Source organism: Rudanella paleaurantiibacter (assembly GCF_009184635.1).
GTDB lineage: Bacteria > Bacteroidota > Bacteroidia > Cytophagales > Spirosomataceae > Rudanella > Rudanella paleaurantiibacter.
The window spans coordinates 723,688-746,646 of record NZ_WELI01000002.1 but is presented as its reverse complement, the minus strand read 5'-3'; the positions used below and the strand labels follow the sequence as shown (position 1 = coordinate 746,646).

Genomic DNA, 22,959 nt, shown 5'->3' with positions numbered 1-22,959 from the left:
TCAGCCTAACCGCTCGTCGATACGTTTGGCAATGGCTTCGAGCAGCCGGTTGTGCCCCACCGGCAGCACTATTACCTCGGCCGCAGGCACTCGCCTGAGCAAGGGCTCCACGGCTGTTTTGGGCAGTACCCGGTCGTATTCACCCAGATACATGGTGACTCGCATAGCCGACTGATTGAGCACCCCGGCCAAGGTGTCGAGGTGGGGCCGCAGCGGCCGGAAACCAATCCACGACCGGTACACGCGCTCGCGTTGGGCGGGTGTAGCCAGTGTACTCTGGGCAAACCGCACCAGACTACGGTCGAGCCATCCGAGCCGCACGAGCGTATCGCTCAGGCTTCGTAGTAGATGTAGGTGATTCAGAAAATAACGAAACAACATGCGACCCAACCCTGAGCCGGTTGCAAAGGCATACCAGCCGTTGGTCGAGATACCGTCGGGGGCCAGCAACCAAAGCCGCTCCATCCGGTGGGCAAAACGCTCGGCCGTAGCCAGGGCAAACACCCCGCCCATGCTGAAACCCGCCACCGAAACCTGGTCTATCTGGTGTTCGGTCAGAAACGCGTCGAGTAGTTGAGCCCAGCGGTCGGGTGTAAGGGCTTCGTGGTCTGCATATACGCTACCGTTGATTCCCGAACTTTGACCGTGGTAAAACAAATCGAAGCTGTAGATGGTAAAGAAAGAGGCCAGCGAATCGCCAAAGGGCGCAAACACCCGGCCATCTTGCCCAATGCCATGAAAACAGAGGAGCACCCTTGAGCCATGCCCCCATTGGTGGTAATGTAGGTAAAGAGCGTCGAATGCAAAAACGGAGGGCATTGATAAAGAATAATCTAAGTTCAAGTGGTACCGTGGCCGCGAAAAACAATAAACAAACACACCCTATGCAAACCTTCGCAACATTAGCCGACTTCTCGGCCCATGCCGGACAGTCGCTCGGCGAATCGGCGTACATGACCGTAACACCTGAGATGGTCCAGAAATTCGCCGATGCTACCGGCGACCATCAGTGGATTCACCTCGATGAGGAAAAAGCCCGGCAGTTTTCGCCCTACGGCACCACCATTGCCCACGGGTTTCTGACGCTCTCGCTGGCCCCCAAACTCATGGCCGAGATCTACCGGGTCGAGTCGGTTAAAATGGGTATTAACTACGGGGCCAATAAAATCCGCTTTACAGGTGCGGTGCCCGTCGGGAGCCGCGTTCGGATGAAAGCATGGCTGCACCACGCGGAGCCTACCAACGCCAACGAGGGTGCTACGGGTGTTCGGGCCGTAGTTGAGTGCGTGTTTGAGGTCGAAGGACAGCAGAAACCAGCCTGTGTAGCCGAATTGATTAGTTTATTGTATGAACAATGAACAATGAACAATGAACAATGAACAATGAACAATGAACAATGAACAATGCATATTCATTGGCAGGCGGTGGTTTAGTTCCACGTAACGGGCTGTCCATTATGCGTTACCCATTATTCATTATCCATTTTACTTCATCCATTAAAAAGCAAAATGCGTTTACAGAACAAAGTCGCCATTATCACCGGCGCGGCCCGGGGCATTGGTCGGTCGGCCGCTCAGATTTTTGCCCGTGAGGGAGCCACCGTTATCATTTGGGATATGCTCGATGAGGGCGTTCAAACCGCTGAGGCTATCCGGGCCACGGGCGCACAGGCCGAGTACATGAAGATCAGCGTGACCGATGTGCCCGCTGTGGAAGAGGCCGTTCGAGGGGTTGTAGAAAAATACGGCCGAATCGACATTCTGGTCAACAATGCGGGCATTACCCGCGACCGGACCCTCCTTAAAATGAGCCATACCGAGTGGCAACAGGTGATTGATGTGAACCTGACAGGCGTGTTCAACTGCACCAAAGCCGTAGTGCCCTACATGGTCGAGAAAGGCTACGGCCGGATTATCTGCACCTCGTCGGTGGTAGGAGTACACGGCAATTTTGGGCAAACCAATTATGCCGCTACCAAAGCGGGCGTAGTAGCCATGTGCCGCACCTGGGCCAAAGAACTGGGCAGCAAGGGAATTACGGCCAATGCGGTAGCCCCCGGTTTTATCCGCACCGACATGACCGATGCCATGCCCGAAGAAGCCCGGCAGGCCACCATCCAAACCATTCCGGTGAAGCGCATGGGCGAGCCCGAAGATATTGCCTATGCCTACCTGTACCTCGCTTCCGACGAGGCTTCGTTTGTTAACGGGCAGGTTCTGGGGGTCAACGGCGGTCAGGCAAGTTGATAATTAGTATGCTTGCATACAATTAATTCGTACCTTTATACCACTTCTCAAACACTAACTAAAACCAAACGTTACCCCCTATGGCATCAGCAACGCTGGAATTACAGGGAATGAATTTTAACCTCTCCGAAGAACAACTTTCGGTACAGGAGGCCGCCCGCGACTTTGCCCAGAACGAATTGCTCCCCGGCATTGTCGAGCGCGACAATGAAGCTAAATTCCCGGCCGAGCAGGTTCGGAAAATGGGCGAACTCGGCTTCATGGGCATGATGGTGTCGCCCGAATATGGCGGCAGCGGTATGGACACCGTCTCGTACGTACTGGCGATGGAAGAAATCTCCAAAGTCGACCCGTCGGCCTCGGTGATTATGTCCGTCAACAACTCGCTCGTGTGCTGGGGTCTGGAAGCGTACGGCACCGAAGAGCAGAAGCACAAATACCTGACTCCCCTGGCAAGCGGGCAAATCATTGGAGCCTTCTGCCTGTCGGAGCCCGAAGCTGGCTCGGATGCTACCTCACAAGCCACTACCGCCGAAGATAAAGGCGATTATTATCTCGTCAACGGCACCAAAAACTGGATTACGAACGGCAACTCGTCGAGCGTAGCTCTGGTGATTGCCCAAACCGACCGCGACAAAAAACACCGGGGTATCAACGCCCTGATTGTGGAGAAAGGCACACCGGGCTTCACCGTTGGTAAGAAAGAAGACAAAATGGGGATTCGGGCGTCAGACACGCACTCGCTGCTGTTTACCGACGTGAAAGTGCCTAAAGAAAACCGCATTGGCGACGATGGCTTCGGGTTCAAGTTCGCCATGTCGACCCTTAACGGGGGCCGGATCGGGATTGCCGCGCAGGCGCTGGGCATTGCCGCCGGCGCTTACGAATTATCGTTGAAATACAGCCAGGAGCGGAAGGCGTTTGGCCGGCAGATTTTCGACCATCAGGCTATTCAGTTCAAACTGGCCGAAATGGCCACCAAGATTGAAGCCGCCCGCCTGCTGGTGTACAAAGCTGCCCGCCTGAAAGATGAGCACAAAGATTATGTGCAGGCTGCCGCAATGGCTAAGTTGTTTGCGTCGGAAGTAGCCATGTGGGCCACCACCGAGGCCGTGCAGATTCATGGCGGTTACGGGTACGTGAAGGAGTATCACGTGGAGCGACTCATGCGCGATGCCAAGATTACCCAGATATATGAAGGGACATCTGAAATACAAAAATTAGTAATTGCTCGCGAGCTAATTCGGTAGAGATAGCGAACCAAAAACTAAATTTTTCTAAGACGGAAGTGCGTGTTCATAGCGAATACGTACTTTTTTTTTTATTATTTGGAAACTTTTCCGCTTGTATTGGATTTGTACAATTTATTAGTTTTGTGCAACTTTACACGCACCAATCCTGGTATCTACTCTTTCGGGCTATGGAAGATTATAATAAAATCATTGAATCGCTGGGGGTGAAGTTCATCAAGGCGCGCAACATTCGCATCTTGCAACCCATCACGATTAAGAACTTCTACGACGTCGAGAACTCGATTACGATTCTGTACGATGGACAAGTGACGTTCGGCGAAGAGGCTCAGCGGGTAGAGGTAGGGGATATGTTGTTCATTCCCGGTGGTAAACACCTGACCGTAACCTACGGCGATGGCCCCAGCAAAACGGTCAGCAATGAAGAGTTTCTGACACAACGCGAAAGCTATTTCGAAGCCAACCGCAATCCCGATAAAATCGGGACGCTGCCTAACTCGTTTGGCTATATTTCGTTTGAGGCTAAGGTCTTCGACTCGGTCAACTTCTTTAACTCACTCGACGTACCGCCGTTCATTATCAAAGCCGATACGCATCTGGCCCAGACCATCAATATGATTCTGGCCGAAGATATGAGCGATATTGCGGGTAAGGGCCGGGTAATCAAGATCAAAACCGAAGAAATCGTTATCGAGATTATTCGGTACATCCTGAAAAACCGACTCTTTGTGGAGCAGTTGGTAACCAACAGCACGTACTTCAAAGACCCGCGCCTGATCGACATCTTTGCCTACATCAAAGATAACCTCGGGGGCGACCTGTCGAACAAGGTATTGGCCAACGTGGCGAACGTATCGGAAGATTATGTCGGGCAGTATTTCAAGATGCTTACGGGCATCAACCCGCAGGACTACATCGAATATCAGCGCATGGAAGCCGCTGTTGGCTTGCTCCGTACGTCGAAGAAAAGCATTCGGGCCATTGGTGCCGAAGTGGGCTACAAAGACACGGCCTACTTCTGCCGCCGGTTCAAGATGATGTTTGGTATCCCAGCGGGCAAAATGCGTCGTCGTGAGTCGCTGATGAATGTGTAAACGATATTGTTCTTGTTAATAGACAAAAAAGGAGGCAAAGCCTCCTTTTTTGTCTATTAATTTTTCACTTTACTTTAATCCTTTGCCATTTTGTCTAATCTTATATTCGCAGTACCAAATACTGCCTTGAGAGAAAAACGCAAAATGGAAAACTCCCAATTCATTCCGGGTATTTATAATTATTGCGACACTTGGTGCGAGCGATGCCCGTTTACCGCCCGTTGCCAAAGTTTTCAGCTCCAACGGCAGGAACCGGTGACCCCGGTCACTTCGCCGGCTAACAAGGGGGAGGTACTGGTGCAGCAGTTGACCGAGGCTTTGAACATGACCCGGCAGTATCTGGATAAACTGCGGGCACAAACGGGAAACACAGACACCGAAGGTCCTACCGAAGACGAAAAAAAGAAGCTGGAGGAGCGGGCTGCTTTCCGGCGTCAGCAGGCGAAAAACCACCCGGCTGCCCAATTGAGCCATCAGTACATGCGCGAATCAGGAGTGTGGCTTGCCAGCGAAGCCCAATTGCTCGAAGAAACCGGCCAACAACAATTGACCCACGTTGAATTGGGCATTGGAAGTCAGGACGACGCCATGACCTTGCTCAACGGCCTTAAAGACGCCTGGGAAAAGATAAAATGGTACCGGACGCTTATTCCGGTCAAGACGATGTCGGCCCTGCGGATTCTGACCGAGCCGACGACCGATACCATGCTGATGAGTTATTATCTGGGCAAGGCCAAGCTGGTGCTCGTGTGCATCGACCAATCGCTGACGGCCTGGGAAACGGTGCTGGCCAGTTATCCCGACAAAATGGATGAAGCCCTCGACGCGCTGGCCCTGCTTACCCGCCTGCGCCGGGAAATGGAGACTCTTTTTCCAGCGGCCCGTGCGTTTCAGCGGCCCGGCCTGGATGGATGATACCTTGTAAAAAAATAACCGGCGAAGGCCGGTTATTTTTTTACAATCACAAATTCTACCCGTCGGTTTTGTTGCCGTCCCTCATCGGTATCGTTGGGGGCAACGGGCTTCGATTCACCATAGCCTTTGCTACCTACCCGGTCGGGTTCTATGCCTTTGCCGATAAAGTACTCACGGACGGCATCGGCCCGGTCCTGCGAAAGTTTTAGGTTTGTTTCGTTCGAGCCTACGTTATCGGTATGGCCCGCCAGCTCAATAGCGAGTTTGGGGTTCTCGTTCATGGTCGTGACCATCCGGTCGAGCTCAGGGCCTGATTCTGGCCGTAGCTCCGACTTACCCGTGTCGAAGAAAATATTGTTAAGCCGCACCGACCGGCCCACCTCAATCGGGACGAGTTTCAGCTCCTTACCTTTGATTTCCTGAAACCCTTTGGGGGCCGATGTAAGGTCTACGTTGTCGCCTTCGGCAATGAAATTGGGCGAAATAGCCCGCATACTGTATTTTTTGCCGTAAGGCAGCACAATCTTGTATTCGCCCGTAAGTGGGTCAGAGGTAGCCTCGCCTACTTCTTCGCCATCGGGTAGGGTTTGGTACACAATCCGGGCCTGCACAGGCTTGCCCGTCCGTTGGTCAATCACTTTGCCTGTCAGCAGGGCTACAGGGTCGGGGCGGGCTATGTCGGCGGAGGGCTGATTGCTACCCCCTACCTGTGCCGGCTGGTTGCCTGCCAGAGTGGGGTCGGGTGTGTCGTCAATCAGTTTCACGCGCACCACATCGCCTTTGCCCAGAGTGGCTTTAAACGTGGTCAGGTAGGCATAGTCGCCCGCGGCCGACAGGGTGTAGTACGCATCGTAGCCTTCGGTGTTGAACTTGGGACCGATATTCACCGGTTTCGACCAGCGTTTCCAGGTCTTGTCGATGCGTTTGGACACGTAAATGTCGTTGCTGCCCAGGCCGCCTTCGCGGTCACTAGAGAAGTATAGGGTGGCCCCGTCGGGAGCCAGAAAGGGCGTTGTCTCGGTGAATTTGGTGTTTACGTCGGCCCCGAGGCTCATGGGTTTGCTCCACGAGCCGTCTTTTTGCCGAAAACTCACGTAGAGGTCGTCTTCTTTGCTGCCTTTCTTCTCGCTAAAGGCCATCAACAGGGTTTTGCCATCGGCCGACAGAAAGCCGCAGTCAAACTGCCCTTTGCTCATGCCTTCGTAGCCGGGGAGGTTTATTTTTTGGGGTACTCCCCAGCCATTGGCAGTGCGCTTACTGAGCGAAAACCCCCGCGTTTCGTAGTTGCCGTTCAGGTAGGCACCTTTTACCAGCATGGTGCTGCCGTCGGGCGTAATGCTGTACAGGCAGTTGTATTCTTCTTTGTTGAGCGGGGCGGCCATCCGGCGCGCTGGCCCCCACTTTCCGCTAATATCTTGTTCAGAATACCAGATATCCTGACTGCCTTTGTCGCCGTGGGTGTTTTGCGGATGGCTGATTCGCGCGAAATACAGGGTTTTCCCGTCCGGCGAGATAACCGGATTGATCTCATTAAAATCCGAGTTGACCTGATTCCCCAGATTCTCTGCTTTGTATTGAGCCCAAAGATTAGGCAACGCTACCGTGAGCAGGAGACCGGTCAGCAGGATACGAGTGGTATTCATTGAATCCAGAAAGGCAGAGCTTTAATTGACTACGCTAAAACTAAAGATGTCATCCCTGAAACAAGATGACATCTCTAAAAACGAAATAAAAGACATTTTTCGTGCCAACGTTTACTCGGGTAGTTCGGCCAGAACCGATACGCCCCCCTGCATCTTGTCGCCCAGTTTAACCTTTACTTCGGCATTGAGGGGTACATACACGTCTACGCGTGAGCCAAACTTGATAAAGCCCATTTCGCTACCCTGCTCTACAGGCTCGCCTTCTTTCACGTACCACACAATTCGGCGGGCCATAGCACCCGCAATCTGCCGGAACAGCACCTGAATGCCGTTTTTGGTTTCCAGAACAACCGTAGTCCGTTCGTTTTCGGTACTCGACTTGGGATGCCAGGCCACCAGGTACTTGCCGGGATAATACCGGAAGTACTTCACAATGCCTGTAACCGGATTGCGGTTGACGTGCACGTTGAGGGGCGACATAAAAATGGAAATCTGCCGACGCCGTTCCTTAAAGTATTCGGCTTCTTCGGTTTCTTCAATCACAACCACGGTGCCATCGGCGGGGGCTACTACCTGCCGGTCGTGAATGGTAAGCGCCCGGTTAGGCACCCGGAAAAACTGAACCACCAGGGCAAACAAAACGAGGCTTACAACGGCCACAAGAACAATAGCCGTGGTGTTACCAGCGAACAAAAAATAATAAGCAAGACCATTGATCACCAGTAAAGCCAGTGCGGTGGTGAGCATGATCGTGTTGCCTTCGCGGTGCAGACGCATAATGACGGGTAAATAAAAATGGATAATGTATAGTGTTTGCCAACAAAGTCGTTGGGCAAAAATATACATTATCCATCAGAAGTGGTTTTGGTTTTGGGTTTATCGCCTGTGGTTCGCTAAAAAGACGAGTCAGTTTACGTAAGGCAATAAGCCGTAAGTACCCGAACCTTAAGCCAAAAACGAAGCCCCCCAACCTATGAATTAGTAGCCGCCCCGGAATTTGTAGGTGCTGGCAACTTTCTCAATAGCTACTACATAGGCCGCCAAACGGAGCGGGATTTTGTGTTTCTGCGATACATCGAACACCCGGTCGAAGGCGTCCTTCATGGCGCGGTCGGCCCGGCGGTTGATTCGGTCGAGCGTCCACTTGTAGCCAATCCGGTTCTGTACCCATTCGAAATACGATACCGTAACCCCGCCGGCGTTGGCCAGAATATCGGGGACTACCAGAATGCCTTTGTTATTGATAATTTCGTCGGCGCTGGCAGAGGTTGGGCCGTTGGCGCCTTCCACAATCATTTTGGCCTGAATCTGCCCCGCATTTTCGTCGGTGATAACGTCTTCTTTGGCCGCTGGCACCAGCAGGTCAACGGGCAGGGTCAGCAGTTCTTCGTTTGAGATTTTCTCGGCGCCCGTAAATCCTTCCAGCGTGCCTTTGTTGGCGTTGCGGTAGTTCATGGCGGCCGTAATGTCGATCCCTTTCTCGTTGTAATAGCCGCCCGAAATGTCGCTTACTGCCACCACGGTTACGCCCCGCTCATGCAGCAGCTCGGCCGCAAACGAGCCCACGTTGCCAAAGCCCTGAATAGCGGCCGTAGCCCGGTAGGGGTTGAGCCGGATTTTATCCATAGCGGCCAAAGCAGCCACGGTTACACCCCGGCCTGTGGCTTCGGTACGGCCGAGCGAACCACCCAATACGAGCGGTTTACCGGTTACGACGCCGTTGACGGTCATGCCGCGGGCCTTCGAGTATTCGTCGACGATCCAGGCCATCTCGCGCGGGCCGGTGCCCATGTCGGGGGCCGGAATGTCGCGGTCAGGACCGAATACGTCGAGCATTTGTACGGTGTACGCCCGGATCAGTCGTTCGATTTCGCCGGCCGACATCTCGCGGGGGTTGCAGGCAATACCGCCCTTGGCACCTCCGTATGGAATATCGACTACGGCGCACTTCCAGGTCATCCAGGCAGCCAAAGCGCGCACCTCGTCGAGGTGTACGCCCGGATCGAGCCGGATACCACCCTTGGCTGGGCCGAGGATGTTGGAGTGAATAACACGGTACCCTTCAAACACCTTAATGCTGCCGTTGTCCATCGTGACGGGCAAGCCAACAATTACCTGGCGGGCGGGTACTTTCAGGATGTCGTACATCTCATCGCTAATGCCTACAATCTGGGCAGCAGCATCAAAACGTGACATCATCGACTCAAGCGGATTCTCTTTATCTTTTATCGGGGCTGGTTCAATGTATCCCATAACCATGACGCTTATTCCTTCTTAAAACAAAAAAGTTGATGAAGTGTATGTTGCAAACATACCAAAACAAAAACGATAATGCCTAAAGGATATTTTTTCTTAAACAAGTCCTAAAATTATAGCTAAATAGAATAGTTGCCCGGAACCAGAAGAGGCCAAAACGGTATTAGGGCATCCGCTGGCAAGTCGAAATATTCATTGGAAAATATGGGTTTCTACAATTCGGTAAATTTTTCAAAAAAGTTAGTGTTTGTGTACTTGTGATTGAAAAGCCGAGGGTTCCTGCGTAACTTTGCACCGGCAAAATCAACACACAACCCATCGAGACCCCTATGGTTCAGGAAGAAAAGAAGCGCTATTCGGATGAGGAACTGAAAGAGTTTGAGGTTCTGATTGGCCAAAAGCTTGAGGCTACCCGAGGTGAGCTTAACTACATTAAAGAAACGCTCAGTAAACGGAACGATAGTGGTACCGACAATACATCGGGCAACTCGAAGTTACTGGAAGACGGCGCCGATACAAGCGAGCGCGAAAACCTGAGTCAGTTAGCGGGGCGTCTACAAAAGTTTATTCAGCAATTAGAGGCCGCTATGGTTCGAATCAAAAACGGAACCTACGGCATTTGCAAAGACACGGGTAAGCTGATTCCGAAAGAGCGTTTGCGGGCTGTGCCCCACACGCAGCAGACAATCGAAGCCAAGCTCCGTCAGTCGAGATAAGCAAGGTATAGCCTAAACGAAACAGGAGAAAGCCGTACGGCTTTCTCCTGTTTCGTTTAGGCTATTTGGTTTGGCTTAAAACCGAACGCGCAACCCTACCAGTGCGTTCCGGCCCGCTTGTGGGAAGTAGGCATTATCGGCCTGCACCCGTCCTTCAGCCACGTATGCATACGTGTAGCCGTTCGACTCGTACAACTCGTTAAACACGTTGTTGAGTAGCAACGTAAGGCTTACCTCTTCAGCAAAACGAGGCTTCCAGACGTAAGCCAGCCGGATATCATTTACAAAATACGGATTCAGCCGACGGGCTTCGTTGGAGGTGTTGTCGAGGTACTGTTTACCAACATATTTCGACAACAGCGACACGTCGAGCCCTTTCAGGAGCGTGTACGTCAGTTGGGAGCCCGCAATTACGTTGGGCGAGAACGAGATGTCTGTTTGGCTGTACTGACGCACATCCTGCTTGCCGGTATCAAAGTTGTCGAGATACTCAGTAAACTCCCGAATCTTGTTCCGGCTGAACGTAGCATTGACGTTCCATTGCAGGGCTTTGGCCAGGCGCATACCGGCTTCCAGCTCGATACCGGCCCGGTAGCTGCGGTCGACATTGACGCGGTTGTAAGCGCCTACGTCGTTGATGCGGCCCGAAAGTACCAGCTGATCGCGGTAGTTCATGTAATACGCGTTGGCGGTGAAGGCGAACCGGTTTTGCCGCAACTTGTAGCCAGCTTCCCAGTCGTAGAGCCGTTCGGGCCGGGGGCGGCTCGTGGGCGACGATTGGGTGTAATCGTCGCGATTGGGCTCTTTGTTACCCACCGCAAACGACGCATACAGGGTGCTGCGGTCGTTCAGTTCGTAAGTCAGGCCGGCTTTGGGGTTGAAAAACGAAAGTTGCGCGGTTTGTTGCACGTTCTTCAGGTTGTTATCGAAACCCAGAAAGGTGTAATCGACGGTACGTACCTGCAAATCCGCAAACGTAGTTAACTGAGTTGATACCCGATAAAACGCCTTGGCGTAGAGGTTGAAATCGTTTTTGGTCGCGTCGTTGTCGTAATACCGCTGGCGAATGTTGCTCGTACCCGCAAACCGGGCCCAGATCACCTCGCCAAAGTGCTTGCCTTTGTATTGGTTCCAGCCCCCACCGATGTTGGCCGTCAGCCGTCCGAATCCCGTATAATCGAGGGAGAAAATACCGCCGTAAAAATCGTTGTCGAGCCACCGGCGCCGGATTAGGTCCGAACGGCTGATGACCGAGTCGCGGATGGTTACGTTCGGAATACCGTACCGGCTCAGGCGGTCGTTTTCACGGAACTGCTCATAATACCCCCGTCCTTTGGTGTAAAATGCCGAGGCATTGAGCCGCCAGTTTCGGCTCAGCTCGTGCGACGAGATCAACTGGTACTGATCCTGCTGATAGTTGTCGGTCTCGTTGTCGTACGTAAGTGAGTTAAACGTCCGATTGGTGGCGAGCAGGTTTTCAGGAACCCCATTCCAGGCCTGATAGGTTTGCTCGCGACCCGAAAATACGTTGAGCCGCACGTAGCTTTTCTTGCCGTAATACCCCCCCGATACATAAAACGATTTGAGGTCGGAGAAGGCCCGGTCGATAAACCCGTCGGATTTGATTGTCGACAGCCGGGCGTCGACCACCCAGTGATTGTTGAGTAGCCCTGTACCGGCCATCACCGTGGCTTTGCGGGTGTTGAACGACCCGCCCGACAGGTTCACCTCACCGTAGGGGTCACGTTGCAGAGCGTTGGTTTGCACGTTGAGCGTGGCCCCGAAAGCCCCGGCCCCGTTGGTGCTCGTGCCCACCCCGCGCTGAATCTGTACGCTGCTCACCGACGAGGCAAAATCGGGCATATTGACCCAAAACGTCCCCTGCGACTCGGCATCGTTGTACGGAATCCCGTTGAGAGTCACGTTGACGCGGGTTGCATCCGACCCGCGAATCCGAATGCCCGTGTAGCCCACACCGGCCCCGGCATCGGAGGTCGTGACCACCGAGGGTGTGAAGTTGAGCAGAATGGGCAAATCCTGCCCGAGGTTTAGCTTGCGTAACTCAGGTGCCGTAACAGTCGAGTACGCAATGGCCGATTTGTCGTTGGCGCGGGTGGCACTCACCACCACCTCGTCGACCACTACCTCGGTTCTGACGAGCGTAACGTCGAGTTGGGTGTTGCCGCCAACTGTTACCGTGCGGGTTTGTGGCTCGTAGCCCAGCAGTGAAATTCGGATGGTGTACGAACCGGCGGCCAGGTTGGTGAGCCGGTAGCGGCCGTCGGCATCGGCGGTGGTGCCCCGGAAGGAGCCTTCGAGCATGATGGCTGCGCCGGGCAGCGGGCTTTCCGAATCGCGGATTTGGCCCGACAGCACAGCCGTTTGGGCCATAGCGGCCAAACTAAACAACCACAGCACAAAGCCGTGGGCAAGTCGATAGGTTGTCTTTTTTTTCATCGACGACGAAAAATGGACGTACAGGTAAAGGGGCTGTTACCTACCGTGGTGAATGTATGTAAAACGATAATTGCTGCAGCCGAACACCCGTTCGCTGCTCCTGTTCCCTTCGACGGCATTACCCGCATCAGGTTCTATGGGTATAATCTCAGCCCGTTGTTTTGGGGCACCCCTGATAAGATTAGCGGGGCAAAATTACGAAGGAGGACGCTTTAGTAGGCGGTTTAGAGCGGAATAATTTGTTTCCGATACTGCGCTGGCGACATGCCTACCTCGCGCCGGAAGAGTTTCATGAAGTAAGTCAAGTTGTTAAAACCACAATCGATACTGATGTCGGCAAGGCAGCGATTGGTGGTGCGGAGCAGTTTTGAGGCCAGGGCAATGCGTTGGCTGTTGATGTAGTCGACGGGGGTCATACCAAACGTTTGTTTGAACGTCCGGTAAAAGTTGGGTTCGCTCATACACGCCTGATCGGCTAACTCCCGAATGTGCAGACTGCGGTGGAGGTGCTTGTTGATATACTGCGCGACATGGGCCAGGCGATTCACGTTGGCAAAGGTGGTTTTAGGGTTGAGAAGAAGGGTGCGGGCCTGCGTTTGCATGAGCCGGACCACCAGCTCCTGCAAAACCAGATTGGCAAAAACGTCTTTGGCCCGGTTGTTTTCCGTGAAAATGTAAATCAGTCGGGCAATGAGCTGATGAATGGGCTCGTCGTTGGTCAGAAAGAAGTTCGTTTGGCCAAATTGCCAGCCGTGCGAATTATCGACGAGCGGGGCCCGGTCGTTGAGTAGGTCGGTTACCTGCTGCACGGTATCGGGGGCGATGGCGAGCGCAAGGCATTGGGTGGGGTTGTGCATCTGGGCCTCGGGAAAGTCGATGCACATGGTTTCGTTACCCGGCACAATGACCGACTCGCCCGGCAGGAATTCAAAGGAGGGTGTTTCTGGAAGGTGCATTACCTTTTTACCCCGAATCATGCTGGCCAGTACCGGACTGCTGAATGTCAGCTCAACTTTTTCGGCAACATGGTGCGTCTCGTAGATATTCAGCTCCGCCGAATCGAGCGTGTACGACGTTCTGTTTTCGACTTCCTGTTCCAGCCGACGGGTTTGTAAATGCCGCGAAATATCAAGAGGAGAGGTCTGAACGCGTTTCATAATGGGATAACGCAAGCGTTAGGCGCAATAGAGGGCCATAGGTAGGCCATTATTACGTAGGTTCGTTGGGGTGGGCCTCAATTTAGTTATAAATTTTGTTTGCATTGTGAAGCCCGGCCCTTTTCTTCCCCAAACGCTTTTTGACCAATGGCCCGTCTGTATCAGCGCCTTTTTTGTTTTCAATAGTTTATCGCCCCGCTCTTCCTGGCCAGACTCCCAAAACTTCTTTCAAAGAGCATGAACTTTACTCGAAATTTAAATGTATATACATTAAATGTAATGACATTTAAAACAATCCATTCGCCTTCAAACGTTTAAGCACTATGAGCACCTTAATCAACGGCCTCCACCACGTAACGACTATTGCGGGCGATGCCCAGCGTAACGTCGATTTTTACACTGATATTCTTGGGCTTCGGCTGGTCAAGAAAACGATCAACTTCGATGCCCCCGACGTGTACCACTTGTACTACGGCGACGAAACCGGCTCGCCCGGCACCATTCTGACCTTTTTTCCATACGGGCGTATCCCGCGCGGGCGGAAGGGGGCTGGTCAGTTGACGTACACCGCCTTTTCGGTACCGACGGCTTCGTTGAGCTACTGGATCGACCGGCTGAACACCTACTCGATTGCCTTTGCTGGCCCGTACAAACGGTTCAATGAAACCTACATCCGGTTCGATGATTTCGACGGCATGGGTATTGAGCTGGTTGCCAACGACGATGATCTCCGCACGGGTTGGGCTACCGGCCCCGTACCGGCTCAGTTTGCTATTCGGGGGTTTCATACCGTTACGCTGAACGAAGCCAACCCCGATGCGACCATCAAGCTGCTGACTGAAAGCATGGACCACCGGCTGGTAGCCGAGGAGGCCGGGCGATTCCGGTTCGTGGCTGGGCCAAGTGTGGCAGCGGGCAGCGGGTCGGGTAGCTTTGTTGATGTGCAGCACGCGGCTGGCGAGTTGCGCGGAGCACAGGGGGCCGGGTCGGTGCACCACGTGGCCTTTGCCACCGACAATCACCAGACGCAGGTAGCTATTCGGGAACGGCTCATCGACAACGGATTTATGCCAACGGAGATTCTGGACCGGAATTATTTCAAAAGTATCTACTACCGCGAGCCGGGTGGGGTGCTGTTTGAAATCGCGACTAACCCGCCGGGGTTTGCCATCGACGAACCCGTAGCCTCACTGGGCCGCGAGCTAAAATTACCGGAGTGGTACGAGCCGCGCCGGGCTCAAATTGAGGCTGGCTTACCCCCGATTTCGGTTAAGTAAAAAACGCTCTCCCGACATGGAGACACTTACCATGATTCACAATCCGAATAATATTGTTACGGCTGGCGTACCCCTCGAAAAAGCGGGTAAAGTGATGGTGATGGTGCACGGCCGGGGCGGTTCAGCACGCGACGTCCTGTCGTTGAGTCAGTACATAGATGCGCAGGATGAGTTTGCGTTCATCGCGCCCGAAGCCCATCAGAACAGTTGGTATCCGTACTCGTTTCTACAACCTACGGAGCGCAATGAGCCGTATCTGTCGTCGGCGTTGACGACGCTCGAAATGGTCAGGGCGCGGTTGCAGTCTGATTTTAACCTGAAACCTTCGCAGATTTACTGGCTTGGGTTTTCGCAGGGTGCCTGCCTGACGCTTGAGTTTGTGGCCCGCAACCCGCAGGTGTACGGGGGCGTGTTTGGCCTGAGTGGCGGGCTGATTGGCCCTGAGGGGGCTCCGCGTGACTATGCGGGAACGCTCGACGGGACACCGGTGTTTTTAGGGTGTAGCGATACCGATTCGCACATTCCGAAGGAGCGGGTTCTGGAAACCGAAGCCGTACTGAGCCGGATGGGCGCCGAGGTAACTACTACCTTGTACCCGAATTTCGCCCACACAATTAATGAGGATGAACTGAAAACCATTAACTTGTTGCTGCGTGGGCGTTGATAAATCCCTATGATATGAGCCAGTACATGGTTGAATTTGCGCTTCCGGCCGAAATGGACGAAGAATTTGTTCAGAAAATACCGGCCCAGCGGTTGAAGGTCAACGAACTGATGGAAAGCGGCAAAATGCTTTCGTATTCGCTCTCGGCCGACCGCCAAAAGCTGTGGTGCATTTTAAAGGTAGATTCGGAGTTGGAAGTTATGGAGGTAATTGCCCAGTTTCCGCTCATCAGCTACATGGACCCAACCATCAGCGAACTGATGTTTCATAACATGGTGGCAGCCCGGATTCCATTGTTTTCGCTCAATTAGTAGCTTTTGCCTTGTGGGGTTTGTGTTGACTGGAACCGGTAAAAACCGGTACTGGTCAGCGCAAAACCTCTTTCTTTTTGGGATTACTCCGCCAGTAGTACCTCCTGCGCGGCTCGCTCGCCGGAGCGGACGGCCCCGTCCATATAGCCATTCCAGATGTCGGCGGTTTCGGTACCAGCCCAGTGAACCCGACCGACGGGCTCGCGTAGAGCCGGGCCGTATTGAGTCCAGACCCTTGGCCCAAACAAACCGGCATAACAGCCCCGGCTCCATTCTTCATTCACAAAGCTGTGGTCGAGGTAACGTTCGGGTTTGGCGGCTTCGGCCCCAAACAGAGTAGTAAACGACGCCAATGCCGACGCCTGCCGCTCGGCCTCGCTTAGTTGCCCAAACGCCCGCGCCTGATTCCCGAGCACAAATCCCATCAGAATACCCCGGTTACCGTCGGCTGGTGAATTGTCGAATGTGACGGTAATATGCCCTTCGGGTGTAGCGGCCAGACCATTTAGCCCCTGTTCGCGCCAGAAGGGCCGTTGGTAGAAGGCGTAGCATTTCCAGACAACGCCCATCGGTACGTTTTGCTGGAGTTGTACCCGCTTAGGGGGTAAGGCGGGTGTAAACCGGATTTCGCCCGCCAATACAGGCGGAATCGCCACAATAACGCGCCGGGCTGTATGTTCGACGCCGGGACCGCTTACCCGAACGCCCAGTTCGGTTTGGTCGATTTGCTGTACGGGCGCGTTCAGACGGATGTGCCCGTGTAGTTCGGCGGCCATTTGATCGGCTATGCGTTGGGAGCCACCCACAAACCGTTCTTCCTGCGCCCCGTTTTTTACGTTCATTAGCGTGTCCAGATCGCGGCCCGATTTGATATAGAACAAGGTGTGCAACATGGAAATATCGGTTGGGTCGGCGGCCCAGATAGCCTCAGCGGCAATTTTCAGGAACTGCCGGGCAGTTCGGTACCCTACGTGTTGTTGCATCCAGTCGGCCAGCGTGATGGCGTCGAGCTGTTGCGCGTTGGGCGAGGCCCAGGGGCGTTCCAGGTCGATGGTTTGCGCCAGTTTATTCAGCTTTTTGATGTGCCAGTCGAGACTCAGTAGCGACAGCAGGGGTAGGGGCGGAATAAGACCTTTATAACGCTTCACCTTACCCCGAAACAGTTGTGTGCTTTTGCCTTCGTTATATGTCTGGTAGGTTTCAACGCCGTACTCCCGCGCCAGGGCGTACATCCGATCCTGCGTAGGCCCAACCCAGGCCGCTCCCAGATCAACGTACGACCCGTCGTCGAAATGGCGCGTCCAGACCCGGCCACCGATTCGGTCGCGGGCTTCGAGAACCAACACGGTTTTGCCCGCCCGGTGCAGGTTACGGGCGGCTGTCAGGCCAGCATAGCCAGCCCCTACGATCAGGACGTCGTAGTTGGATTGGGTTTCGGTAGGCATTGATTTGGGTGGTTTAGGGCTTGTAAGATAGGTCTTTAAATAAAGAAAGGGCTTTGTGAAGTGTGTAGAGATGTCATCTTGTTTGAAAAGATGACATCTCTACACACTTCACAAAGCCCTCGATGCTAAAACCGGCCTAACGATTAGTTTACAACAGCGTCAATAATCCAGGTGACAATCGACACCACAATGCTAAACAACAAAGCGGCAAAGAAGCCGCTGACGTCGAAGCCGGCCACTAACGAGTCGGCCAGATACACCATAATAACGTTGATGACGAGGTAGAACAAACCCAGCGTCAGAATGGTGATGGGGATGGTGAGTAGTACCAGAATCGGTTTCAGAAACGCGTTGAGCAAGCCCAGTACGATAGCCACGATGATGGCGGCCCCGAAACCATTGACCGTGATGCCCGGAATGAACTGACTGGCGATATACACCGCCACAGCGCTGATCAGAATGCGAATGATGAGTCCCATTTTTCAGTTTTACAGTTTGTATTTTTCAGGTCGCAGCCAGCCGTTCGGAGAGTCGCCCCCTTACGAATGATAACAACCCGAGCGCGAAAGATAGGATTTGAAACCTATTTTCCGGCGTGACGGCCCTGTAAAATCGTGATAACCTCGTCGAGGTCGATGTTTTTCTGTTCGAGCAACACCAGAAAGTGGAACAGCAAATCGGCGGCTTCGCCCCGAAACAGGTCGTCGTTATTGTCTTTGGCTTCGATCACCAGTTCAACGGCTTCTTCGCCAACCTTTTGCGCAATTTTATTGACCCCCCGGTTGAACAGCGATGTGGTGTACGATTTTTCGGTAGGGTTTACGCGTCGGTCGTGAATAATGCCTTGCAGGTAGTTCAGAAACTGCCCTTTTCCTCCGTTTACTTCATCGAAACAGGTATCGGCGCCGGTATGGCAGGTTGGGCCCGCAGGCGATGCCTTAATGAGCAAGGTGTCACCGTCGCAGTCGATCAGGATCTGCCGAACGTGCAGAAAGTTGTTAGACGTTTCACCCTTGGTCCAGAGCCGACCTTTGCTCCGGCTGAAAAACGTAACCACGCCCTCGGCCTGTGTTTTGTGGTAGGCTTCCTCATTCATGTAGCCCACCATGAGCACTTTGCCGGTTTGTTCGTCCTGCACAACGGCGGGGACGAGGCCGTCGGGCGATTTGCTGAAATCAATCGTTGTCATACAATTCGTTTGCTTGAAAGACGCCTAATTCGTCAGGCGCATCGGAATACCCTGTTGGGCTAAGTACTGCTTGAGTTCGGGAATATCGATCTCTTTGAAGTGAAAAATACTGGCTGCCAGCCCGGCATCGGCTTTGCCGGTGGTAAAAACATCTACAAAATGGTCCATAGTGCCCGCCCCTCCCGACGCAATAACCGGAATGTGGGCCGCCCCCGATACGGCCGCCGTCAGTTCGAGGGCAAAGCCCGCTTTGGTACCGTCGGTATCCATCGAGGTGAGCAAAATTTCGCCAGCGCCCCGGTTCTCCACTTCTTTAGCCCATTCGAGCGTGCGCAGGTGGGTGGGTTTGCGGCCCCCGTGCGTATGTACGATGTGTTGTCTTGGCGATGACATCTCGTTTGAAGCGGTATCATCGCTGGCAGGAATCCAGCGCGTGTCGATAGCCACCACAATACACTGACTGCCAAATTCAAGGGCCAGCTGATCGATCAGGGCGGGGTTGCGCACGGCCGAGGAGTTGATTGAAACCTTATCGGCACCGGCGTTGAGCAGCGCCGATACATCGGCCACCGACGAAATACCTCCGCCCACCGTAAACGGGATATTGACGGCATGGGCTACCCGCCGGACAAGCTCAATCAGGGTTTTGCGCTCGTCGACAGTGGCCGTGATGTCCAGAAAAACAAGTTCGTCGGCCCCTTGACGGGCGTAGATAGCCCCCAACTCTACGGGATCACCGGCATCGCGCAGGTTTACGAAATTGGTGCCTTTTACGGTACGCCCGTCTTTGATATCAAGACAGGGAATAATACGTTTCGTTAGCATTAGTAGCTGGTAAATAATTTACGGTGCATGTACCAGTGGGGTTCTTCGGGATTGACGAAGCCAAACTGACGGTAAAGGCCTTGTGCGTCCTGTGTGACCAGAATCCACCGACGTAGCCCCTGTAATTCGGGGTATTCGGTGATGTACTGAACCAGTTTTTTCGAAAGGCCCCGGCCCCGGTGGCTCTCCACCACAAATACGTCGGACAGGTACGCTACCGTGGTGTAGTCGGTTACGACGCGGGCGAACCCAACCTGCTGTCCATCGGGTGCGTAGACCCCAAAACAAAGCGAGTGTGCCATCGCTTTTTCCACTTTTTCGAGTGGGATATTCTGCGCCCAGTACGATTCTCGACTCAAAAACCCGTGAATCACGTTCAGGTCGAGCCGGGATTTGTCGGTGCTGATGGTGTAGTTTTCGGTCATGTGGTATAAACGGGTTTAGGCTGATTGATGCGTCGGCAGATTTCTGGTGGGTTTTTAACGAGAGAAAATACCTGCTTCAATATCGACACTACCTGCTGAAGCTCAATTACTTTAGTTCGGACTCTTCCGTACCCGGCCGGGCAATGGTATTTGTACGTTCGATGGCCCTCGGCCGAGAAAATGTCGAAACGGTAGCTGACTCCGTCGCCAATGATTACGTAATTCTCTGTGCTCTTTGGGGCTTTTATTGTTACCTCGCCTTCCTTGTCGACATGCACAGTTGTGGTGGTCGAAGCTGGTTTGGATGGAGGAAAAATCTGGCCTCGAAGCGCCGACTGATCGGGTAAAGTCAGCAGCCCGTCAGACACTAACTGATTCCAGATAGCCTGGTCTATTCTTTTTCTGTGTTTTAAACGCTCAGAACTTTTGAAACGATTTTGTGCCCAATTCAGCGAATAATCGGACAGAAATAAGCCTGCATCGGTTCGGTCGAGCACGTAAAGCTTCTGGGCGTCGCCGTAGGCCAGGCTTACTTTAGTCCAGATGAGCACCTGATAGTTGCCCGGTTTCAGCACCAGAGTTTTTACACCGGCTTTTTGGGCCAACGCATCAAACCGAGCCTGTACCTGCGTGGAGTCTTCCGGGGCAGCACAGGCGGGCCAGTAAACCAACCAGAAAAGGAGTAGCACGATGCGGCTCATACGGCAAAGCTAACTATTCAGTGCCATCAACTCTTTCAAGGTCACGCGACCTTCGTAAATGGCCTTGCCTACAATCACCCCGAAGAGGTTCATTTCGGCCAGTTTTTCAATATCGCCCATGTTGGCAACGCCCCCGCTGGCAATAATCTGCAAATCGGCCGACCGCTCCTGTAGGTTACGGTACAAATCGAACGAGGGACCCTGCAACAGCCCGTCTTTGGCCACATCGGTGCTGATTACGTACCGGATGCCTTTTTCGAGGTACTTCTCCACGAAGTCGTACACCCATACATCGGTGCCTTCTTCCCAACCACTCACGGCGATTTTCTCGTTTTTGGCGTCGGCACCCAGGATAATGGCCTCGGGGCCGTATTGAGTAAGCCAACGCTCAAACAAGTCGGGATTTTTGACCGCTATACTGCCTCCGGTAACCTGCTTCGCGCCCGATTCAAACACCGTCCGCAGGTCGTCGTCTGACTGCACCCCGCCCCCAAAGTCGATATGAAGTCGGGTTTTGGTCGCAATCAGTTCGAGTACTTTCCAGTTGATAACGCGCTTTTGTTTGGCCCCGTCCAGGTCTACCAGATGCAGCCGGGTCAGGCCCGCGTCTTCAAACTGCTGGGCTACCTCAAGCGGGCGGGCGTTGTATTCTTTTTTCTGGTTGTAGTCGCCCTGCGTAAGCCGAACGGCCTTGCCGTCGATCAGGTCAATTGCGGGAATAATGTGCATAAACGGTATTGGGTAGGCGGCTCCGTTGCCACAACGGAGCCGCCTACCCGGTTAAAGCGAACGATTCAAAAAGTTTTCGAGCACGCGCTGCCCCACGTTCCCACTGATTTCGGCGTGAAACTGGGCCGCGTAAAAGTTGTCTTTCTGTAGCATGGCGCTGAACGGCCGCCCGTATTCGCACACGGCCACAGTTTCGGGGCACACGTCGGCCGCGTAGCTGTGTACGAAATACATGTAGGCGTTATCGGGCAGGCCGTTGGTGAGTGGCCCGCGCAATTGGTTGATGTTGTTCCAGCCCATGTGCGGCACTTTGAGGCCATCGGCCGCGGGCAGTCGGCGTACATCAATATCGAAAATGCCCATGCAGGTCGTGTTGTTCTCTTCAGAATGCCGACACATTAGCTGCATGCCGATACACGTGCCCAGCACAGGTTGTTTCAGCGACGGAATCAGGCGGTCGAGGCCGCGTTCGCGCAGGTACGCCATAGCGGTACTGGCTTCGCCCACGCCGGGAAAAATAACCTTGTCGGCCGACCGGATTTCGGCTTCGTCGTCGGTCAGGAGGTAGCTCGCACCGATTCGGTCGAGGGCGTACATCACCGACTGAACGTTGCCTGCATTGTATTTGATAATGACGGTTTTCATATTGTACCAATCAAAAAGCCCGGCTCTGGGTGCAGAACCGGGCTCTTGTGTATTGTGTGTGTTGCCAATTTCTTGCAAAAGCACAAAACAAACCGCATCGTTCTGCCTTAGGGGCAAATCGAATGATGGTGGTGATGTACTGTCTTTGTGCTGAACATGGTACAAAGATACAAGATGGCTACCATTTTGCCACCAACTCATCGAACCGTTGCAACAAAAACCGCGATTTGGGGCCTACCTGCCCGTCACCAATGGTGAGGTCGCCGACCTGTACAATAGGCAGCACCCGTTTGGTTGAGCTGGTAGTGAAGGCCTCGTCGGCATCCTGCAACTCCGAAAGCAATACCGGTCGTTCGTGCACAACAAAGTCGGGTTTAGCCAGTTCGATTACAGTTCGGCGGGTGATACCCCGCAGAATGTGCCGATTGGGTGTAACAAGTGTGTTGCCTTTCACCAGAAAAAAGTTGCTCCGGCTCAACTCGCTGATTTCACCGTCTTTGTGGTAGAGCAAGTCCGACGCTCCGGCCGCCCGAATATCCAGGGCTTTCAGGATGACTCGTTTGTAATCGGTGCTTTTAATCTCGGCCATATCCCGCACGTATTCGTCGAGCATCACCCGGATGCCCGCTTCGTATTGCACGCCCGGCACCGGGTGAATATCCTCGGTCATGATGAGCAGGTTGGGTTGCCCGATACTGATGCTGTCGGCCGAGTAGCCACCCGTCAGCACAAACCGAAAAGCCACATCGGCCCCACCGGCCCGACCAATGAGGTCCATCACCACAGCGTACGTCTCGTCTTTGCTCATGGGTAGAGGCAGACGCAGACCCGCAGCCGAATTCTGAAACCGCTCCCAGTACCAGTCCCACTGGAAAGGTCGACCGTTGTAAGTCAGGAAATAGTCGAACAGGCCGTAGCCGCGCAATAAACTCAGATCGGTGATTCCGATGTTCAGTTCATCGACAGGTCGGACGGTGCCGTTCAGATATCCGTAGTGCATACCGAAAACGATAA

At 53.6% G+C, this 22,959-nt stretch carries 24 protein-coding genes and 1 riboswitch; of the genes, 9 read left to right on the top strand and 15 right to left on the bottom strand.

Going from position 1 to position 22,959, the window contains the following annotated elements; all coding sequences use genetic code 11:
- Nucleotides 1–819 carry an alpha/beta fold hydrolase gene (locus F5984_RS07930; protein WP_152123702.1) on the bottom strand — a complete coding sequence of 273 codons (819 nt, stop codon included), beginning with the start codon at nt 817–819 and terminating at the stop codon, nt 1–3.
- A gap of 65 nt (nt 820–884) precedes the next feature.
- Between F5984_RS07930 and F5984_RS07925 the strand changes: the two genes are divergently transcribed.
- The 5 genes from F5984_RS07925 to F5984_RS07905 all read left to right on the top strand — a co-directional run bounded on the left by F5984_RS07925 (nt 885) and on the right by F5984_RS07905 (nt 5,505).
- A complete protein-coding gene (locus tag F5984_RS07925; protein WP_152123701.1) occupies nt 885–1,358 on the top strand; it encodes a MaoC family dehydratase in 474 nt (157 codons plus the stop codon).
- Between the two features lie 150 nt (nt 1,359–1,508).
- Nucleotides 1,509–2,246: a 3-oxoacyl-[acyl-carrier-protein] reductase gene (gene fabG / locus F5984_RS07920; protein WP_152123700.1), complete on the top strand. Its 738-nt coding sequence runs from the start codon at nt 1,509–1,511 to the stop codon at nt 2,244–2,246.
- 110 nt (nt 2,247–2,356) lie between these two features.
- Nucleotides 2,357–3,496: an acyl-CoA dehydrogenase gene (locus tag F5984_RS07915; protein ID WP_185155455.1), complete on the top strand. Its 1,140-nt coding sequence runs from the start codon at nt 2,357–2,359 to the stop codon at nt 3,494–3,496.
- A 170-nt stretch (nt 3,497–3,666) separates the two neighbouring features.
- Nucleotides 3,667–4,590: a helix-turn-helix domain-containing protein gene (locus F5984_RS07910; RefSeq protein WP_019989066.1), complete on the top strand. Its 924-nt coding sequence runs from the start codon at nt 3,667–3,669 to the stop codon at nt 4,588–4,590.
- A 144-nt stretch (nt 4,591–4,734) separates the two neighbouring features.
- Nucleotides 4,735–5,505 carry a hypothetical protein gene (locus tag F5984_RS07905; RefSeq protein ID WP_152123698.1) on the top strand — a complete coding sequence of 257 codons (771 nt, stop codon included), beginning with the start codon at nt 4,735–4,737 and terminating at the stop codon, nt 5,503–5,505.
- 32 nt (nt 5,506–5,537) lie between these two features.
- On the opposite strand, the gene F5984_RS07900 is transcribed toward F5984_RS07905, so the two are convergent.
- The 3 genes from F5984_RS07900 to F5984_RS07890 form a co-directional block, all read right to left on the bottom strand.
- Nucleotides 5,538–7,148 carry an OmpA family protein gene (locus F5984_RS07900; RefSeq protein WP_152123697.1) on the bottom strand — a complete coding sequence of 537 codons (1,611 nt, stop codon included), beginning with the start codon at nt 7,146–7,148 and terminating at the stop codon, nt 5,538–5,540.
- 111 nt (nt 7,149–7,259) lie between these two features.
- A complete protein-coding gene (locus F5984_RS07895) occupies nt 7,260–7,925 on the bottom strand; it encodes a phosphatidylserine decarboxylase family protein (protein WP_152123696.1) in 666 nt (221 codons plus the stop codon).
- A 201-nt stretch (nt 7,926–8,126) separates the two neighbouring features.
- On the bottom strand, nt 8,127–9,401 hold the full coding sequence (locus tag F5984_RS07890; protein WP_027303066.1) for a Glu/Leu/Phe/Val family dehydrogenase: 1,275 nt from the start codon (nt 9,399–9,401) through the stop codon (nt 8,127–8,129).
- 332 nt (nt 9,402–9,733) lie between these two features.
- On the opposite strand from F5984_RS07890, the gene F5984_RS07885 reads away from it, so the two are divergent.
- The gene (locus F5984_RS07885) at nt 9,734–10,120 is read left to right on the top strand and encodes a TraR/DksA family transcriptional regulator (RefSeq protein ID WP_152123695.1); all 387 of its coding nucleotides are present in this window, start codon (nt 9,734–9,736) and stop codon (nt 10,118–10,120) included.
- Nucleotides 10,121–10,195: 75 nt separating this feature from the next.
- Here F5984_RS07885 and F5984_RS07880 read toward each other — a convergent pair whose 3' ends face one another.
- Entirely contained in the window at nt 10,196–12,577 is a 2,382-nt protein-coding gene (locus F5984_RS07880) for a TonB-dependent receptor (RefSeq protein ID WP_152123694.1), read from the bottom strand.
- Nucleotides 12,578–12,663: 86 nt separating this feature from the next.
- A riboswitch (TPP riboswitch) is annotated at nt 12,664–12,761 on the bottom strand.
- Nucleotides 12,762–12,801: 40 nt separating this feature from the next.
- A complete protein-coding gene (locus F5984_RS07875; protein WP_152123693.1) occupies nt 12,802–13,734 on the bottom strand; it encodes an AraC family transcriptional regulator in 933 nt (310 codons plus the stop codon).
- Nucleotides 13,735–14,057: 323 nt separating this feature from the next.
- Between F5984_RS07875 and F5984_RS07870 the strand changes: the two genes are divergently transcribed.
- Genes F5984_RS07870 through F5984_RS07860 form a run of 3 tightly spaced genes read left to right on the top strand, consistent with a single transcriptional unit; the run spans nt 14,058 to nt 15,986 of the window.
- Nucleotides 14,058–15,011, top strand: a complete 954-nt coding sequence (locus tag F5984_RS07870; protein ID WP_152123692.1) for a ring-cleaving dioxygenase — start codon at nt 14,058–14,060, stop codon at nt 15,009–15,011.
- 31 nt (nt 15,012–15,042) lie between these two features.
- Nucleotides 15,043–15,675, top strand: a complete 633-nt coding sequence (locus F5984_RS07865; RefSeq protein WP_152123888.1) for an alpha/beta hydrolase — start codon at nt 15,043–15,045, stop codon at nt 15,673–15,675.
- A 14-nt stretch (nt 15,676–15,689) separates the two neighbouring features.
- Entirely contained in the window at nt 15,690–15,986 is a 297-nt protein-coding gene (locus F5984_RS07860; protein ID WP_152123691.1) for a muconolactone Delta-isomerase family protein, read from the top strand.
- An 83-nt stretch (nt 15,987–16,069) separates the two neighbouring features.
- On the opposite strand, the gene F5984_RS07855 is transcribed toward F5984_RS07860, so the two are convergent.
- The 9 genes from F5984_RS07855 to F5984_RS07815 form a co-directional block, all read right to left on the bottom strand.
- The gene (locus F5984_RS07855) at nt 16,070–17,431 is read right to left on the bottom strand and encodes a flavin monoamine oxidase family protein (RefSeq protein WP_152123690.1); all 1,362 of its coding nucleotides are present in this window, start codon (nt 17,429–17,431) and stop codon (nt 16,070–16,072) included.
- Nucleotides 17,432–17,574: 143 nt separating this feature from the next.
- Nucleotides 17,575–17,910: a phage holin family protein gene (locus tag F5984_RS07850; RefSeq protein WP_152123689.1), complete on the bottom strand. Its 336-nt coding sequence runs from the start codon at nt 17,908–17,910 to the stop codon at nt 17,575–17,577.
- Between the two features lie 104 nt (nt 17,911–18,014).
- Nucleotides 18,015–18,620, bottom strand: coding sequence for a bifunctional phosphoribosyl-AMP cyclohydrolase/phosphoribosyl-ATP diphosphatase HisIE (hisIE, locus tag F5984_RS07845; protein WP_152123688.1), 606 nt, complete (start codon nt 18,618–18,620; stop codon nt 18,015–18,017).
- 24 nt (nt 18,621–18,644) lie between these two features.
- A complete protein-coding gene (gene hisF / locus F5984_RS07840; protein WP_152123687.1) occupies nt 18,645–19,445 on the bottom strand; it encodes an imidazole glycerol phosphate synthase subunit HisF in 801 nt (266 codons plus the stop codon).
- A complete protein-coding gene (locus F5984_RS07835) occupies nt 19,445–19,870 on the bottom strand; it encodes a GNAT family N-acetyltransferase (RefSeq protein ID WP_152123686.1) in 426 nt (141 codons plus the stop codon). The genes hisF and F5984_RS07835 overlap by 1 nt, the downstream gene beginning before the upstream one ends.
- Nucleotides 19,867–20,571, bottom strand: coding sequence for a hypothetical protein (locus tag F5984_RS07830; RefSeq protein WP_152123685.1), 705 nt, complete (start codon nt 20,569–20,571; stop codon nt 19,867–19,869). Before F5984_RS07830 ends, F5984_RS07835 begins: the two co-directional genes overlap by 4 nt.
- A 9-nt stretch (nt 20,572–20,580) precedes the next feature.
- Entirely contained in the window at nt 20,581–21,300 is a 720-nt protein-coding gene (gene hisA / locus F5984_RS07825) for a 1-(5-phosphoribosyl)-5-[(5-phosphoribosylamino)methylideneamino]imidazole-4-carboxamide isomerase (RefSeq protein ID WP_152123684.1), read from the bottom strand.
- A gap of 51 nt (nt 21,301–21,351) precedes the next feature.
- Nucleotides 21,352–21,945, bottom strand: coding sequence for an imidazole glycerol phosphate synthase subunit HisH (hisH, locus tag F5984_RS07820; protein ID WP_152123683.1), 594 nt, complete (start codon nt 21,943–21,945; stop codon nt 21,352–21,354).
- Between the two features lie 178 nt (nt 21,946–22,123).
- Complete coding sequence (locus tag F5984_RS07815; RefSeq protein ID WP_152123682.1) at nt 22,124–22,945, bottom strand: aminotransferase class IV; 822 nt, start codon at nt 22,943–22,945, stop codon at nt 22,124–22,126.
- Nucleotides 22,946–22,959 lie beyond the last annotated feature (14 nt).